This window comes from Kordia sp. E (assembly GCF_056033805.1).
Genome location: NZ_JBRASR010000003.1, coordinates 986,720 through 1,003,183, shown reverse-complemented (window position 1 = coordinate 1,003,183; position 16,464 = coordinate 986,720). Strand labels below are relative to the sequence as shown.

Here is a 16,464-nt window from a genome sequence, read left to right as displayed (position 1 = left end):
TATTATGCCCAAAGGCTTTCAGTAAGCTTGTTTTGACTTGTTACATGCACATCTTTTACAATTTGTCCATAGTCAAATTTTACAATTCGGTCTGCTTGATGGAAATACGCATCATCATGTGTCACCGCAACAATTGTTTTTCCTTCTCTTTTTAGTTTTGGAATTAGTTCTTCGTAGAAATATTTTCTAAAATGTGGATCTTGATCGGCTGCCCATTCGTCTAATACCAAAATTGGCTTTTTCTCTAGTAATGCAAAAATCATAGACATACGTTTGCTCTGTCCTTTCGAGAAGTTTCTTCTTGCAGACTCTTCCTTATCATCTGTAATCACTTTATCAAGTTGCATTGTTTTTAGCAACTCGCTATACTCTTCATTGTTTTCCAGATTGTAGTTATCATAATTGTTAGAGAAGATATGATTGTTTGTAAAGATTGCCGCAATCGAATCTTGTAGGTCTTGCTTGATTTCTTTGTTTGATTCACCATTTATGATAATATCTCCAGCACTTGGTTCATATAAACCTGTTAAGATATTGATGAAGGTACTTTTTCCTGAACCGTTTCCTCCTACTATAAATACAACTTCACCTTGCTTCACTTCAAAATTGACAGGACCTAATTCAAATGCTTTTTCATTCGATTCACTTTTATAGCTAAAGCCAATATTTTTGAATGCTAATGATTTAAATTCATGATCTGCACTTTCTTTTATTTCGATGTCCTTTTCGATCTGAAAATCTTTCATAAACGTCTTTATTCTGCGACTTGCCACCATAAAACGCGTATATGATTGTTGTAAATTAATTAGATTATTTATAGGACCAGATATAAATAGAATTACAACAATATAAGCGATAACATCAGCGCGCTCTAACAACCCTAAAGCTGGTAATCCAAACATGATTGCAGCTATTACGAAGTATAATCCGTATTGGCTAATCATATTTATAGAAAGAAATACATAGTTGATTCTAAAGTCTAACCCTTCTGAATTATCTCTGTTTGGTCCTAAGTGATTTTTCATGATGTTTTTTCTTCGTGAAGCACTTAGTTTTAATTCTTTAAACCCAGAAATTAAATCCGTAACATAATTATAGTAATGTTCATTATATTTTCGTAAAACTCCAACATCTTTAGACATTGAATTCATTACAATAAAGTAACATATAGCGACTAATACTATTAGTGCCACTACAATGAATGCTGCAATTGTAGATAGGGTAAACATGTAGATAACACCTAATACCAACATTAATAATGAACTTACCGTATGTGTTACTGTATATGGAAAGTTAGAGAATATTCGTAAATCTTCCATTGCCGTATAGAAACGCTGTGTTCCATACTTTTCTAACATTGTTAATGGTGCTTTTAGTATTTGCCTGAATAGTTTTTTCTCATTGTCGTATAGAACTTTAAATGTGAATTGATTCAACCTTTTTTGAAATATTATATTTAATAAATAAGCATAACATACAATGGCTAAAAATACGATTGCGGTATAATCTTGTAGAAAGGCTTCATTTCCAGAAAGCACATTATTTATGATATATATAATACCAAAGTTTAAAATTGTATTTGGTATTGCATACAATATTAAATAGATAATGTTTTTTGATTTTAATTTCAACATTGTCTTGATTGTCGTTAGTATAGATAAAAATCTATAGTTATTATATTCGTTGTTAATCGATTTAAGAATAGCGAATTCAATAAGAATTCAGATATACTTTGAAGGTTTTGCTAGTTTAAGTATTTAGTATACTACTAAGCTTTGTGATATGATAAGATCTGCAAGTTGTTTTGCGTTGTCATGAATAAAGAAATGATTTCCTTTGAATATTTTACTTCTAAAATTTCCAGTTGTAAACGTATTCCAGTTATTTATTTTCGTATTCGTAATTTCTTCATCACCCATTATTGCGAGTATAGGTGTTTTTAATTTTGTGTTCTTTTCTGAAAATTCATCATTTTCAAGTACTCTAAAATCAGCGCGCATTATAGGTTCAAAAAAACTATAGAGTTCTTCATTGGTTAATACCTCTTCAGGAACTCCGCCTAATTCTCTTAATTCTTCTTTAAAATCAACATCATTCATCAAGTATCGTTTTTCATTTCCTGCATATTCTTTTATGCCTGGACCTGGATTTCCTGATACTATTAATGAGATAGGAATATCTCCTATTTCCTCCATTCTTTTTGTAATGGTAAGTCCGAGTGTTGCACCCATACTATGTCCAAAAATTAAATATGGCTGATTGTTTCTAAGTTGTTTTATTTGATGAATGTAATCATTGACTGCAGCTTCTTTATCTTTTACAAAATCTTCTTGATGGCGTTTTCCTCTTCCTGGTAATTCTAAAGCATGTATTTCTATGTTTGTATTCTTAAAGTATTTTTTAAGAAAATCATAGGAATATTTACTTCCACCAGCAAAGTGCAACAATATCAATTGTGACTTTTTTTTATACATGATTTTGTATTTGAAAGGTAATATATAGCATGCTCTTTATGATGAAGAGCATGCTATATGTGATAAGAGTTATAAAAAATTTAGTCTCTGTTTCCAGTATTCTCGTAACGTTCTCTAAATTTCTTGTTTGTGAACTTGTATACCAACGAGATGTTGAAACGTTCTTTATTACGCTTTAAACGTCTGTTTAATGAGTAATCTGCAGCTGTTGTTACTTGCTTGAATATTCTTGAATCGAAAATGTTTTCTGCATTCAATCCTACAGTTAATCGGTCATTGAAAAATGATTTGTTTAACGATAAGTTTAAGAATGAAACTGGTTTAGTAACCGTTTGTGCATTTTCTGTTCTTCCTCTATACAATGCAAATGCTTGCAATCTGTAGTCTTTTGGCAATCTAAATTGTGCACTGAATTGAATTTGTAATAATTCATCCGAAACATCAAAATTTTCTCCACCAAAATCTCCATCTTGAGTAAAGCTATAATAGTTAAAGTCAGAGAAAAGGTTTAACCATTTTGCAGCTCTCCACATTAATGACAATTCAAATCCGTAACGTTGTTCTACGTCTAAGTTTACAGGTGATGAAGTAAACGAAGCGTCCGCATTTTGAGTAATTATATCCTGAAAGAAGTCTTTTGTTCGCTTGTAATATATAGAAGTATTAAGCGTCATTTTACTAAATTTCTTGAAATAACTTAATTCAAAAGCATTTGTATACGAAGGATTTAAGTCAGGGTTTCCAGTAGTTTGGAAGTTGAAATCTTTAATTTCCGTAAATGGATTTAAGTTGAATAATGACGGTCTATTGATTCGTCTACTGTAACTTAATTGAAAAGTTGACGTTTCTGACATGTTGTAACCTAAGTTTACCGTTGGAAATAGATTGTTGTATTTCTTTGTTGAATTGAATACCTGATCTACATCTTCAATTTTCACAGTTGTATTTTCATTTCTCAATCCTATTTGGTAGTTAAACTTCCCAATTTCTGAACCATATTGTACATACGCACTCATTATAGTTTCACGGTAATCTAAATCGTTATTCAATCCGTTAAAAACGTCCCATACATTGCCATTTAAGACTTCCGCTAAGAACTTGTTTGAAACTTGACGATTTTCTGCTTTTACTCCAACTTCAAATTTTGACTTTTCGCCCATTGGCGTTACAAGGTCTGATTGAAATACAAAGTCATTATTAGAACTGTCGTTATTTGTACGCAACTGATCTCCTTGTATTGGTGTTGGAGCTATTGTTTGAGTACCTAAATTCCAATCTTTATCACTATTCCAGAAATCATATTGTAAGTCTATTGAGAAACGTTTTCCTTTTTTCTCAAAACGCTTTGTATAATTGAATTCTAATTGATTGTATCCTCTGTTTTCTTCCGATTTTCCATTACGTTGAATAACCTCGCTTAAACTTGATCCTGTAAAGTAATCATAGTCTATACGTGTATCATCCGTATCTTTTGTTCCGTTTCTAAAGAAAGCTAATGTTAAACTGTTATTATCATCAATATAGTAATCAGCTCCAACATAAATTAAACGTCCATCATCATGTCTATCTTCGTTTTCAACTTGTTCTAATGTTACGTTTTGACCTAAACTTGTAGATGTTTGTGTCGATTTATACAATCCAACATAATCAGTAGATCTGAATCCTAAAGTAGAGAAGAAATTAAATTTCCCTGCTTTAAAGTTGAAAGTAGGATTTATACGAAAATCTTGTGGCGTTCCAGCACGAACCATTACTTGTCCATTAATACCACCATTTTTATTTTTCTTTAGAATGATGTTTAAGATTCCCGCAGAACCCGTTGCATCATAACGTGCAGATGGGTTTGTTATTACTTCTACTTTTTGAATGTTTGCTGCTGGAATTTGTTCTAATGCGTTGCTTAGTGTCAATCCTGAACGACGTCCATTGATTAATACCGTTACGTTATTACTTCCACGTAAACTTACCACTCCATTTGGGTCAACTGCTACAGAAGGAATATTGTTTAAGATATCTATCGCTGATGAACTTTGTGCTAACACATCTCTTCCAACATTAAATACTTTTTTGTCTCTCTTTATTGAGTACGTACTCTTTTCTCCTGTTACAACAACTTCTTTTAATGCATTTTCATCTTGAACTAAAACAATTTCGCCAAGATTTAAACTTTTATTAGAAGGACTCAATGTAATTTCTTTAGTATATCCTTTATAACCTGTATAACTGACCTTTAGAGTTAGTTTTTTAAGAGGTATTTTTTTAAGCTTAAATTTACCATTGTCTTCCGTTATTCCACCTACTAAAATTTTATTATCAGCACCTTCTACTACAATTGTAGCATATGGCAATGGTTCTGAATTCTCATCTAGTACTTTCCCTGATATTGTACCAATATTAGTGCTAGATTCTTCTTGGGCATATAAGCCCGAGCATATAAATAGCAGTGCTAGTACAATTATTTTATGATTCATTAATTTCATTTTTGTTTTGTTATGATTAATAATTGGTTTCTTCTAATATCGGGGTTGTTTCGTTGTGCTTGTATTCAATAATTTTTTCACCAAATAATCGTTCTGGTTCAATTCCTTTGTTAAGGCAATACTCTATTAACATATTTGATTGAACAATTGGTTCTGACTCACTTGTATATTTAATAGAACTAATATATTTTAACCATGGTTCCATTCCCATAGCGTATACAAATACATTATCAGGATTAAAGACATCCACTAAGGCTTTGGCTTGTTCAAAGTTACAACCAGCAAGTCTTCGTGATTCATCCATATCTCTTTGGATTGCTTGCGGAATTATTGGTCCGTATAACCATGATAATGGCGCTCCATGACATTCCATTCCTAAAAAGATTACGTCTATGTTTCCTATTATTTTTTGTATTCTTTTATATAATTGCGGTGCTACATTACAAGAATCTGCTGCGAATAGAATTTTATATCCATCTTTAAATTCAACACTATGACATATTTTACTTCTTACATCTAAATCGCAATGTTCTCCTATAAATGGTAAGCCTGTAATAGAACAGTCATCGAAACGTAATACTTCCATTTCTCCTATTTCTATTACGCTATCAAATCCTAGTTTTTCAAACATCAGTTTTAAACTTGGATCTTGAAGACTTCCACCACCAGATTTAGGTACTACAACATGCTTTATTTTGTTTCGTAGACGAAGTAATGTTTCAAAAAGAATATGATCTTGATGATTGTGTGTGATTAATACATAATCTATCGTTTCTGGTAAATCTTCATACGAAAATCTTGAAATATCAGATTCATATCCATAACTCACTAAAGGATCAACCAATATAGTTGTATCTCTAGTTTCCGTTAAGATACATGCATGTCCAAAATATCTTGTCAATACACCATCACCATCATATTTTTTATATGGCTTTGGAGCTTCTGTTGTAAAGAAAGTTCTAAATAATGCTTCGTTTTCAGGAGTAATATTGAAAATTTCAGTTATTTCTTTATAGGTTTTCGGTGTTCTAGACATTTCAAAAAGCATATCAATTTCTTGGCTTTTGAATGGTAGATCTACTCTTAATATTTCTGGCGAAGGTAGTTTTGGTGTACTTAATACAAATGTTCTTGAATCATCATCTATTACTAAGAATAGATTAAAGCTTTGTATAGCTTCATTGTAATATTCTGTTTCGTATAAAAGTGCTTCAAAAAATCGAAATGATGGATTATCATTAATATCATATACTAATTCTACCAATCCTTGAAGATTTTCTGGTATTTTAGAATATAAATCATTCATTGAATATCCTTTTGCAGAATTCTTTAATAGTTCGTTTAGCTCTAAAATCTCGTCATTTAATTGTAATAAGCTAGCACAATCAGTTGTTGTTTTGTCTATTAAAGCTTGTATTTCTTCTACTCGCTTTCCATCATAATCAATGAAAGGTCCGCCAAGCATTTTAGGATTTTTTACTGCAGCTGCATGTATTTTAGGATTTTGAACATAAGACTTCATTATTTTGAGATGTCTCGTCTTTATGTTCATTGCAGCGGTTGCTGGTGACACTATGTGTGGCCATGCATACCAATTATCAATTAGTGGTTCTATGACTAAATTCGACTTAATATATACTAAATCGTCATTTTTTATATTCATAATTCTTTTATTAAAACGTTTATTATCTTAATCAATAATAAGTGTATGTATGCAATACAATTTCTTTAAAAGAGTCGTGATTATATTTTATAACACGATTGACTTAAGAAATTGTTACACACTTTCTTTATTATTTTTACAGAAAATTTAAGAAGTTATAAAAGCAGCATTAAATAATATTTGTAATTACATCAGAAACGCAACACAAATACTATTTAATGTGCTATTTTATAATGGATTAGTTCATTTGAACTTCTGAAGCTTCTAATGCTGCTAATTCTTTTTTCATATATTTCTTTAATGGAATTACATGTCTTACTTCATCATTCCATTGCGATTCAAAATCTTCGATCATATGATACGTAGATACTACTTCACCATCAACATATTGTCTGATAATTGGGTGTAATCCAGGACTCATATGTGCATTATCCACATCATCTTTGTGTACTCTTTCTACATTAAATACGCTTTTGGCTTTTTCAAAGAATTCGTTTCCGTATTCTAATGTGATCATGTAGTATCTATTCCCAAATTGGTCTCTATTATCTTTGATATAGTCTACAGGAATATCGTATACAAGTTTCCAAGAATTGGTTTCTTCATTTATTACTAATGCACTACCAATAAATCCAAATTGTTGCCATAAAGAAGAACTTTTGTTAACGTTTTCAACAATTTTATCTGCAACTTCATCAGAAGAAATATAGTTTTTCTCATATGCAGGCCACGCTTGTCCAAGTATTTTGTTTTGTAACATGTGTGCTAAACATTTACTGTTGTATCTAAATCCATGGATAAATCCAGAAGTTGATTTTTGATAATCTCTTACTTGTGTAATTGTTCCTGCAAAGTATAGGTTATCAATATTTGTAGATTCCCAGTTTGATTTTTGACTTGGGAACTTGTCCTTGATGCTTAATTCTGGAGTGATACTTTCGTGGAAGATACTACTATCAAACATAAATCCTGCACATACAATAATATCATCATATATGATTTCTTCTACTTCTCCGTGTGCATTTCCGTATAGGAATGTTACGTGGTATTTATCACCTTTCTTTTCAATTTTTGTCGCATCAGCATTTAAAAGTGCATTCTGAGATTTTAATTGGTACGTATCCAAAAAGTTGTTGTTGATTGCTCTTAAGTTTCCAACAAAGTGTGTTTCCCAAGCCAGTTTTAATGGATGTGGACTTGAACAGTGAATAAGTGTTGCATAAGGAATTAAAGCATCTGCTGTTTCTAAAGCAGAGTTCCCTTTTCCAAAAATTAAGACACGTTTCCCTGTATATTTTGCATAGTTTGTATCCAAATCAACATAGTTTGTACACATTTCTATGTTTTCAATTGGTGGCAAATATGGTTTTCTTAATCCTGTTGCAACTACTAATTCCTCACATTCGTAAGTTCCTTCAGAAGTTTTTACTTTGAATGTTTCATCCTTTGTAATTAATTCTACTTCTGTGTTGTACTTGATGTTTAGGTTGTATGTTTCCGCATACTTTGCCATATAGTCCAAAAGTACATCGGTACCAGGAAAATAGTCTTGTGAAAATTGAGAAAATAATACTCCATAATCATCAGCAAGTAATGAATTCCAATCGAATCTCATGTTAACCTCTGCATCATCAAATCCAGTGTTTACTTTATTGATTGAGATTAATTTTTTGTGAATTGGAAATTTCTTGAAAAAATGACCTGGAATGTCTGCTTTTTCAATAATAACATAATCAATGTTGCTTTGTTGTAGGTAATAAGCTAATTGTAGTCCTCCTGGACCGGCTCCAATAATGATAACTTTCTTTTTCATTTGTGTGTAAATTGGTTAATAAAATTCCCTTTTTTAATAAATTATTTAGTTAAGATTTGTTCATGCTAATCGCTAGCATTAAAAGCTTGCATACAGTTTTAGTATGTCATGTATTATAAAAAATCGAGGGGGAAATTTAACTCACTGTTTAATTAGCCAATCCAGCTAATTCTAGGTTTGTTTTAGTGAGTATTTTTTGAATCAATGCAGTAAAATGTTCATTTGTATATTGATATTTTTCACTTGTATTGAAGTCTACTTTTTTACTATAGTTGATATGAATTCCATTTTGATAGATGGAGATTTTCACATCAATTGGATACAATTGTTTTTGTGCTACTAATTCTTGAGTATTTACCAAATTTTCATCAAGATGTGTCTTCAATTCATTGCTATTGAACATTCCTGTAATAAACTGATCTAGTTCTTTATTTGTAGCTTCAAATATTACTTCTTGTATCTTTTTATAAGGTACTTCTTGGTATTTTCTTCCTGTTGAGTATACTTCTTGAATTGCTTGTATATTTTCAATAACTGATTTGTCTTCATCTAAGCAAACCGCTAATGGAATTACATTTGAAAATTGTCCGATTGCATCAGATAAATCATATCCATATAAGTTTACATCACGCCCATTTAAAGCGGTATTAAATATGTATGAAGTTTCGCCAGATGAATTATAATTAGCCATGCATATCATTGCTTGCATGAAACTTCCCATCGTAGTGTTATTTTGTTGCACTATTGTTTTTAAGTTTTCAAATGTTTCTCCTGTAATGTAATAATCTGAAACTGCTACTTCTACTGCATCTTGTTTACTAATGTTTGCTACAAATTCCTTTTCCATACTTGGAGAAATAACAGCTAGCAATTGTTGTTTCCAATACGCTAATTTTTCTGTAAACATTTCTGTTTGTAAAAATTTACTTTGTAGTTTTTGATACGCTTGATATCCTTCTTTTAGTACTTGTACATTTACATATTGATTATATGCAGATTCAATGTGTTTTTGAATTAATCGATTTGAATAATCGTCAGTTACTGCATGATGTATTGTACATTGAATAGCTGCATGATTTTTGTCTTTACATATATGTATTCGCATTACTTCTCCTTCTTCAAGATGAAATGGAATTGCTCTTTCTTTTTTGAATAATGCTTGAATTTCTGTGCTGCTTTTTTCTATATAGTCAAATTCTTCTTCTATGATTTTTGGTGTAAATTTTTCTACAGCTATTGGAATTTGAAGCATTTCATTTTCAGAATTCGTATAGAATTGAAGACGTAACGAAGGGACTAAGTTGAATAGTTCATTTATAACTTTCATGAATCGTTCCTTGTCAAAATCTTTCAAGATCAACACAAAACTTCCTACGGCATGTGTATATTCAGCATTTTCATTGAAGTATTGTTTTTGATTTTCTGAAAGTTGTGTTGGTATTTTGTAATCGTCTTTGTCAATCATTTTTCTGAAAGCTTCAGTACGATTGTTGTGCGTTACAAAAGCGGCTAATTCAATGATTTTTGGTGTTTTTAATACTTGAACAATGTCTAATTGATAATTTTGTAATCTAAGTTTAGCAGCGAGTTGTATTGCATTCAATGAGTTTCCACCTAATTCAAAGAAACTATCTTGGACTCCAACTTTTTCTATATTTAATATTTCTTCACAGATAGAAACTATTGCTTTTTCAATTGGTGTTTCAGGTGCTATATATGCGTTTTGTATGACATCTTCACTTCCAACAGATGGCAAACTTTTCGTATCAATTTTCCCGTTTGATGTTAATGGAATTGTTTCTATTTGAACAAAATAACTAGGCACCATATAATCTGGAAGTTCTTGTGCTATTTGTGTTCGTAAGTGTTGTTTATCTATTTCAGTTGTAGAAACTAGATATACAACAATACTTTTTTGATTATTTACTTCTTCTACAAATGCAGCAACTTGAGTGATGTCGCTTTCCGTTTTTAAGATTACTTGTTCTATTTCACCAAGTTCTATTCGTAAACCTCTAATTTTAACTTGTGTATCTTTTCTTCCTAGAAAATCAATTGTTCCATTTGCATTCCATCGTGCTAAATCGCCAGTTCTGTACAAACGTTCGTTTGCATTGTGTGGATTTTGAATGAATTTTTCAGCTGTCAATTCTGGACGATTTAGATAACCTCTTGCCACTTGAATTCCTCCAATGCATAATTCTCCAATGATTCCTATTGCTTGCTGATTTAAGAATGTATCTAAAATGTAAATATTCGTATTTGCCACTGGCGTTCCAATACTTACTTTTTCTAAGGTTTCTTCCGCTAAAGGTACATCCCAAAATGTAACATCAATTGCTGCTTCCGTTGGTCCGTAAAGATTGTATAGTTTTGTGTTAGAAAAACATTTTCTAAATTCTTGTACATGGTTCGTTTTTAAGGCTTCTCCACTACAGGTAATTTGTTTTAAACTTGGACATTCACCTAAGTGTATTTCTTCTAGAAACAAAGCTAACATTGAAGGCACAAAATGCATTGTTGTTACTTTCTTTTCTGTGATAAGCTGTTTTAAGTATCCATTGTCTTTATGTCCTTCTGGCTTAGCCAATACAAGTTTTACACCAGTAATTAATGGTAAGAATAATTCCCAAACCGAAACATCAAAACAATACGTTGTTTTTTGTAATATGACATCTTTACTTGTCAGTTGATAACAATCTCTTGCCCATAACAAACGATTGACAACTCCATCATACTGATTCATTACACCTTTTGGTTTCCCTGTAGATCCTGACGTATATATTACATACATTAAATCCGTTGATTTAAGAACTACTTCAGGATTATGATTGTTTGAATCAGCTTCCGCATTCGCATTTATTACAATTACTTTATGATTTCCTGTACTTAATTTTGTTACATGTTTTTGTGTTGTAAGTAAAACTGGCGTATTGATATCGTCAAGAATATAATTGATTCTTTCCATAGGATACGAAGGATCAATAGGAACATACGCGCCACCAGCTTTTAGGATTCCAACTAATCCTATCATCATTTCTAACGATCTGTCTAAACAGATTCCTACTAACGATTCTTGTTGTACACCTTGCGTTTTAAGGTAATGTGCTAATTGGTTTGCCTTTTCGTTTAATTCAACATATGTCAATGTTGTATTTTCAAATTCTATTGCAATTGCATTTGGTGTTTGTTGTACTTGTGTTTCAAATAGATCTACAATTGTTTTTGTCGTTGTATACTCGTTTTTAGTTGCATTAAACGAAGTCAGTTGTGTGATTCCATTATTCACTTCCAATATGTTTGTGTCTTTTACGAGAGCTTCTGGTGTGTAAATTATTTTCTGGAATATGTGATTAAAATAAGCAACAAAATCGTTTAGTGTTGTTCCTGATTTTAATTTTCTTTTTAGCTTGAAAGAACCGTTTAATTCTTCTCCCGTAACACTTATTGAAAAGTCAGAGTAAGCATCTGTATTTTCAAATGATTTCAGATTCATTTTTGGAGCTTCCGAAGTTTCTTTTACAGTTTTTTCCGCTACCTTATCAACTACCATCTTATCATATACATGAAAATTGACAAAGTTGAATATGATGTTGAAAAATGGATTATTTGTAATGTCTTTGTGCTCAACTATTGTGCTAATGTCTTGTAATGACAATCGATCCGTAGCATTTAATGCATCTAGATTTTGATGTACATTCTGTAAAAATTCTTTCCATGACCATGCATTGTTTTCTAGTTGCATTCGGAAAGGAATCGTATTTAAGAAACAACCTAAAACTTTATCACCATCTTCATGTGCTGGTCTGTTATTTGTTACCAACCCGATAGTTACATCTGCTCCATATTGTATGGTATTTAGTGCGTATAAATAGGTTCCAAGGAATAATGTTCGCAATGTAATTCCTAGTTTTTCTGAGGCTTCTTTTACTTCTGAGAATGTATAATTTGAAAATTTTTCTTCTACAACTTGATACATTTTGTCTTCTGTAAATAAATCTAGTCGTTGAAAACCGTTTAAATAATTTTTCCAGAATGTATGATTTTCTTTGTTTTCTTTTCCAATTAGCGTGTCAATAATAGCTTCCTTGTTGGTCACTTTTAAAGGTTGCGGTACAACTGCTATTCCTGAACTTAATTTTTTACAGGTAGAACTTAACTCTGCATTTAGTGACGCTAAACTCCAACCATCAATTATTGCATGATGACACTGGAATACATAAACCATAGTATCTTGAGATATTATGAAGAGTTTTGCTTTCCATAATGGCGCTTTGTCTATTGGAAATTTATTATTTTTTTCTGCTTCTAAATACGCTCTTATATGTGCTTCTTGTGCTTCAGTATTTAATGCTGTACAATCTTCATAACTAAGATGATCTGTCGAAATAGTTTTGTGAACCACTTGCAGTCCATATTCAAAATCTGTCAGGTTAAATCTAGTTCTTAAAGTTTCATGCTTTGCTGTAAGTAATTGTATTGCTTGTTTAAATATTTCAAAATCGACTATCGGTATTGTATATAGCATTTGATCATGATATATGTTTCCTGCATCGCCTTTAAAATACTCGAACACCATTCCTGTTTGTATATCACTCATTGGATATACATCCTCAATGTTTTCGCTATCAATTGCTTGCGACATGAAACTTGTCTTTATCGTAGTAATTTTTGATGTAATTTTTTCTTTTATCGAAAGTCTATTCGCTTGGTTTTCTTCGGCTTCATCCAAAAATTTTGCCAAGTCAGCAACTGTAGGATATTCATATACTTGACTTAGTTTTACTTCACGTTTAAATTCTTTTTTGATTTGAGATATTAAACGAATTAAGATAATAGAATCTCCACCAATTAAGAAGAAGTCATCTTCAACACTTATTTGTTCTAGGTGTAATAATTCTTTCCAAATGTTTACCAAACGTTCTTCAGTTTCATTCCGCGGAGCGATATAATCTTCTTTAGAAACATCTACTAATTCTAAAAGTATGTTTCTGTCCAATTTTCCATTGTGATTTACAGGAAGCTTTTCTATTTGTAAAAAGATTCCAGGAACCATGTAGTTTGGCAATTTTCCTTTTAGATATACTTTTAGTTGGTCTAAATCAATTGTTTCGTCAGATACTACAAAAGCGATTAATACGGCATGTCCTTGTTCTAATGTTTTTACAAGTAATGCAACATTTTTTATGACTGAATACGCTTTTATTGCATTTTCTATTTCACCTAATTCAATACGATAACCTCTTATTTTTACTTGGTTGTCTATACGCCCTAAGTATTCCATTTCTCCATTGTGAAGTAATCGTACTTTGTCTCCAGATCTGTATAGTTTCTCCGTTGGATTAAAAGGATTTTGAATAAATCGTTCATTTGTCAATTCAGGTCTGTTAAGATATCCTCTCGCAACACCTGCGCCTCCAACAAATAATTCACCAACTATTCCAATAGGAACTAAATTTTGCTCTTGATCAAATACATAACTCGTTAAGGTCGGAATTGCCATTCCTATGTTGCTAATGTTTTGATTTATTTCTTTTTGGGTAATTTCTTTATAAGTAACGTGTACAGTCGTTTCAGTAATCCCATACATGTTGATGAGTTTCACGTTTGGATATCTTAGATTCCATTTTTTTAAATTTCCAGGACTTAGCGCTTCTCCTCCAAAGATTACATAACGAAGGTTTAAGTCTTTGTTTGGCTTTTCAGTTTCTATCCAAATTAGATTGTAGAAAGATGAAGGTGTTTGGTTTAAAACAGTCACTTTTTCTTTTACTAATAAATCAATAAATAGATTGGTGTCTTTTGCTATTTCAAAAGGAGCAACTATTAATTTTCCACCAAATAGTAACGCGCCATACATTTCCCAAACAGAGAAATCAAAACAATAGGAATGAAATAGAATCCAAACATCATTTTCGGTGAAATCGAATAAATCTTTTTCATTTTTAAATAACCGAACTACATTTTCATGTTCTATTAGTGTTCCCTTAGGATTTCCTGTGGTTCCTGAAGTGTATATTACGTAAGCTAAGTTTTGTGGTGTGTTTTGTTTGGCTAAGTTTTTTACAGTGTAGTTTTCGGCTACAGCCATAAATTTTTCTAACTCATTTTGGTCTATAACTACTTTACAGTTGCTATCTTTTGTCATGTATGCAACACGATCAGCAGGATAATTTGGATCTATCGGAACATACGCGCCTCCAGATTTTAAGACCGCTAATAATGCGATAACCATCCATTCCGAACGTTCTAGTAATACACCAACTAAATCGTCTGATTGAATATTGAATTCATTTCTTAGATATTCGGCTAATTGATTAGATTTTGCGTTTATTTCAGCATACGTCAATTGTGTATTTTCAAAAACTAACGCAATGTTGTTTGGTGTTTTTGCAACTTGTTCTTCAAATAAATCTACAATTGTTTTTTCTTTAGGATACGTAACTTCAACTTCGTTAAATTCATGTAATAACTTATGCTTTTCTTCTTCCGTAACAATATCTATTTGTTGTACTTCTTGTTGTGCATTACCTGCTATTGTAGTGAGTATTTGCTTGAAATGATTACACATTCTTTCGATAGTTTCTTGCTTAAAGAGACTTTTTAAGTATTCAATAGAAACAACCAATCCGGCAGCAGTTTCTTTGATGTTGAATGTGATATCGAACTGCGCAAATGTATCATTGATTACAAACTCGTCATATTTGTCAACTGAAATTTCAATTTCCGACGGCGCTGTTTGGTTTTGAAACGCAAATAATACATCAAATAGTAAAGATCTACTTTGACTTCTTTCTTTAGAAATGCTATCTACTACTTTTTCAAACGGTGTATCTTGGTGTTTGTATACTTCAAGTAATTCTGTGTTTACTTTTTTAGCAAATTCAATAAATGCACTTTTAGCAGGAATTTGAGATCGCAATACAATGGTGTTTACAAAGAATCCAATTAATTCTTCTAAACTTTTGTGTCCTCTATTTGCTACTGGAGTTCCAATACAAATATCTTCTTGTCCTGTATATTTATAAAGTAATACTTTTAATGACGCTAATAATAACGAGAATAGTGTAATACGCTCTGAAGCTACTATTTTATTAAGTTCTTTTGTAGTTTCATTCGCAATTAGAAACGAAATAGAACGCCCTTCAATTTCTTTTACCGCCGGACGATTGTAATCTAATGGCAATTCTAAAGCAATGCTATTTTGTAAATATTCCTTCCAAAAATTTAGTTTTCCTTCTAATAGTTCTCCTTGTAATTGTTCTCGTTGCCAAACCGCATAATCAGCATACTGAATTGCTAATTGCGGTAAATTTGAAGGTTGATTCGTTAATTTTGCTTGATAACTTTGAAATAATTCTTTATTCAAAATACTCATAGACCAGCCATCGGTAACAATATGATGCAATACAATAACTAATGTGTATTCTTCTTTCGTATCAATTACTGCAGCACGCAACATATAATCATTGTCTAATGCAAATGGTTTGCTAATAAACTGTTGTGCAATAGCTGTTACTGTATTTTCTGCAGCTTCAATGTGCTCTAAATTCCATTCTGCTTCTGATTGAATTTCCTGAAAAGCATTCCCGTTTTCTATTTTAATGATGGTTCGTAATATTTCATGTCGTTGCATGATTTCGCGAAAAGCATCTTGTAATACATTTTTATTTAAATCTTTAGCAAATTTAGAAATTGCATGAATATGATATTCTTGACTTCCGCCCATTTGATCAATAAAATGCAAGCGTTCTTGAGAAAATGATAACGGAATTTCTTTTATAACAGTGCTATCTAACTTAGAGATTTCACCTTTAAGAATTCCTTTTTCATGTTCTTGCTGATTCTTTAGCATCTTAAAGATCTGCTCTTTATGATTTCTAATGTCATCAATTAAGCTTGCATTAGGTTTTACACCTTTAATCACTTTATATTGAAGTCGGTTATCTCCTATAAATAAAGAAACACCTTCTTTCGCAGCCGCTTTTATGAGTTGAATAATCTCAGTATTCATGGTAATGGTTTTATGTTTTT

6 protein-coding genes are annotated in these 16,464 nt (G+C 31.4%); all 6 read right to left on the bottom strand.

The genetic code is table 11. From position 1 onward, the window contains the following. Positions 1-2: 2 nt before the first annotated feature. The 6 genes from ACUUYC_RS17400 to ACUUYC_RS17375 all read right to left on the bottom strand — a co-directional run bounded on the left by ACUUYC_RS17400 (position 3) and on the right by ACUUYC_RS17375 (position 16,444). Positions 3-1,634: a cyclic peptide export ABC transporter gene (locus ACUUYC_RS17400; RefSeq protein ID WP_474267946.1), complete on the bottom strand. Its 1,632-nt coding sequence runs from the start codon at positions 1,632-1,634 to the stop codon at positions 3-5. 123 nt (positions 1,635-1,757) lie between these two features. Beyond that, the gene (locus tag ACUUYC_RS17395) at positions 1,758-2,474 is read right to left on the bottom strand and encodes a thioesterase II family protein (protein WP_474267945.1); all 717 of its coding nucleotides are present in this window, start codon (positions 2,472-2,474) and stop codon (positions 1,758-1,760) included. 80 nt (positions 2,475-2,554) lie between these two features. Further along, positions 2,555-4,945, bottom strand: coding sequence for a TonB-dependent receptor (locus tag ACUUYC_RS17390; protein WP_474267944.1), 2,391 nt, complete (start codon positions 4,943-4,945; stop codon positions 2,555-2,557). 25 nt (positions 4,946-4,970) lie between these two features. Continuing rightward, entirely contained in the window at positions 4,971-6,617 is a 1,647-nt protein-coding gene (locus tag ACUUYC_RS17385; RefSeq protein WP_474267943.1) for an MBL fold metallo-hydrolase, read from the bottom strand. A gap of 238 nt (positions 6,618-6,855) precedes the next feature. Then, on the bottom strand, positions 6,856-8,430 hold the full coding sequence (locus ACUUYC_RS17380; RefSeq protein ID WP_474267942.1) for an NAD(P)-binding domain-containing protein: 1,575 nt from the start codon (positions 8,428-8,430) through the stop codon (positions 6,856-6,858). Positions 8,431-8,578: 148 nt separating this feature from the next. Next, positions 8,579-16,444 (bottom strand): amino acid adenylation domain-containing protein, encoded by a 7,866-nt coding sequence (locus ACUUYC_RS17375; protein WP_474267941.1) that lies wholly within the window; start codon positions 16,442-16,444, stop codon positions 8,579-8,581. Positions 16,445-16,464: the final 20 nt, after the last annotated feature.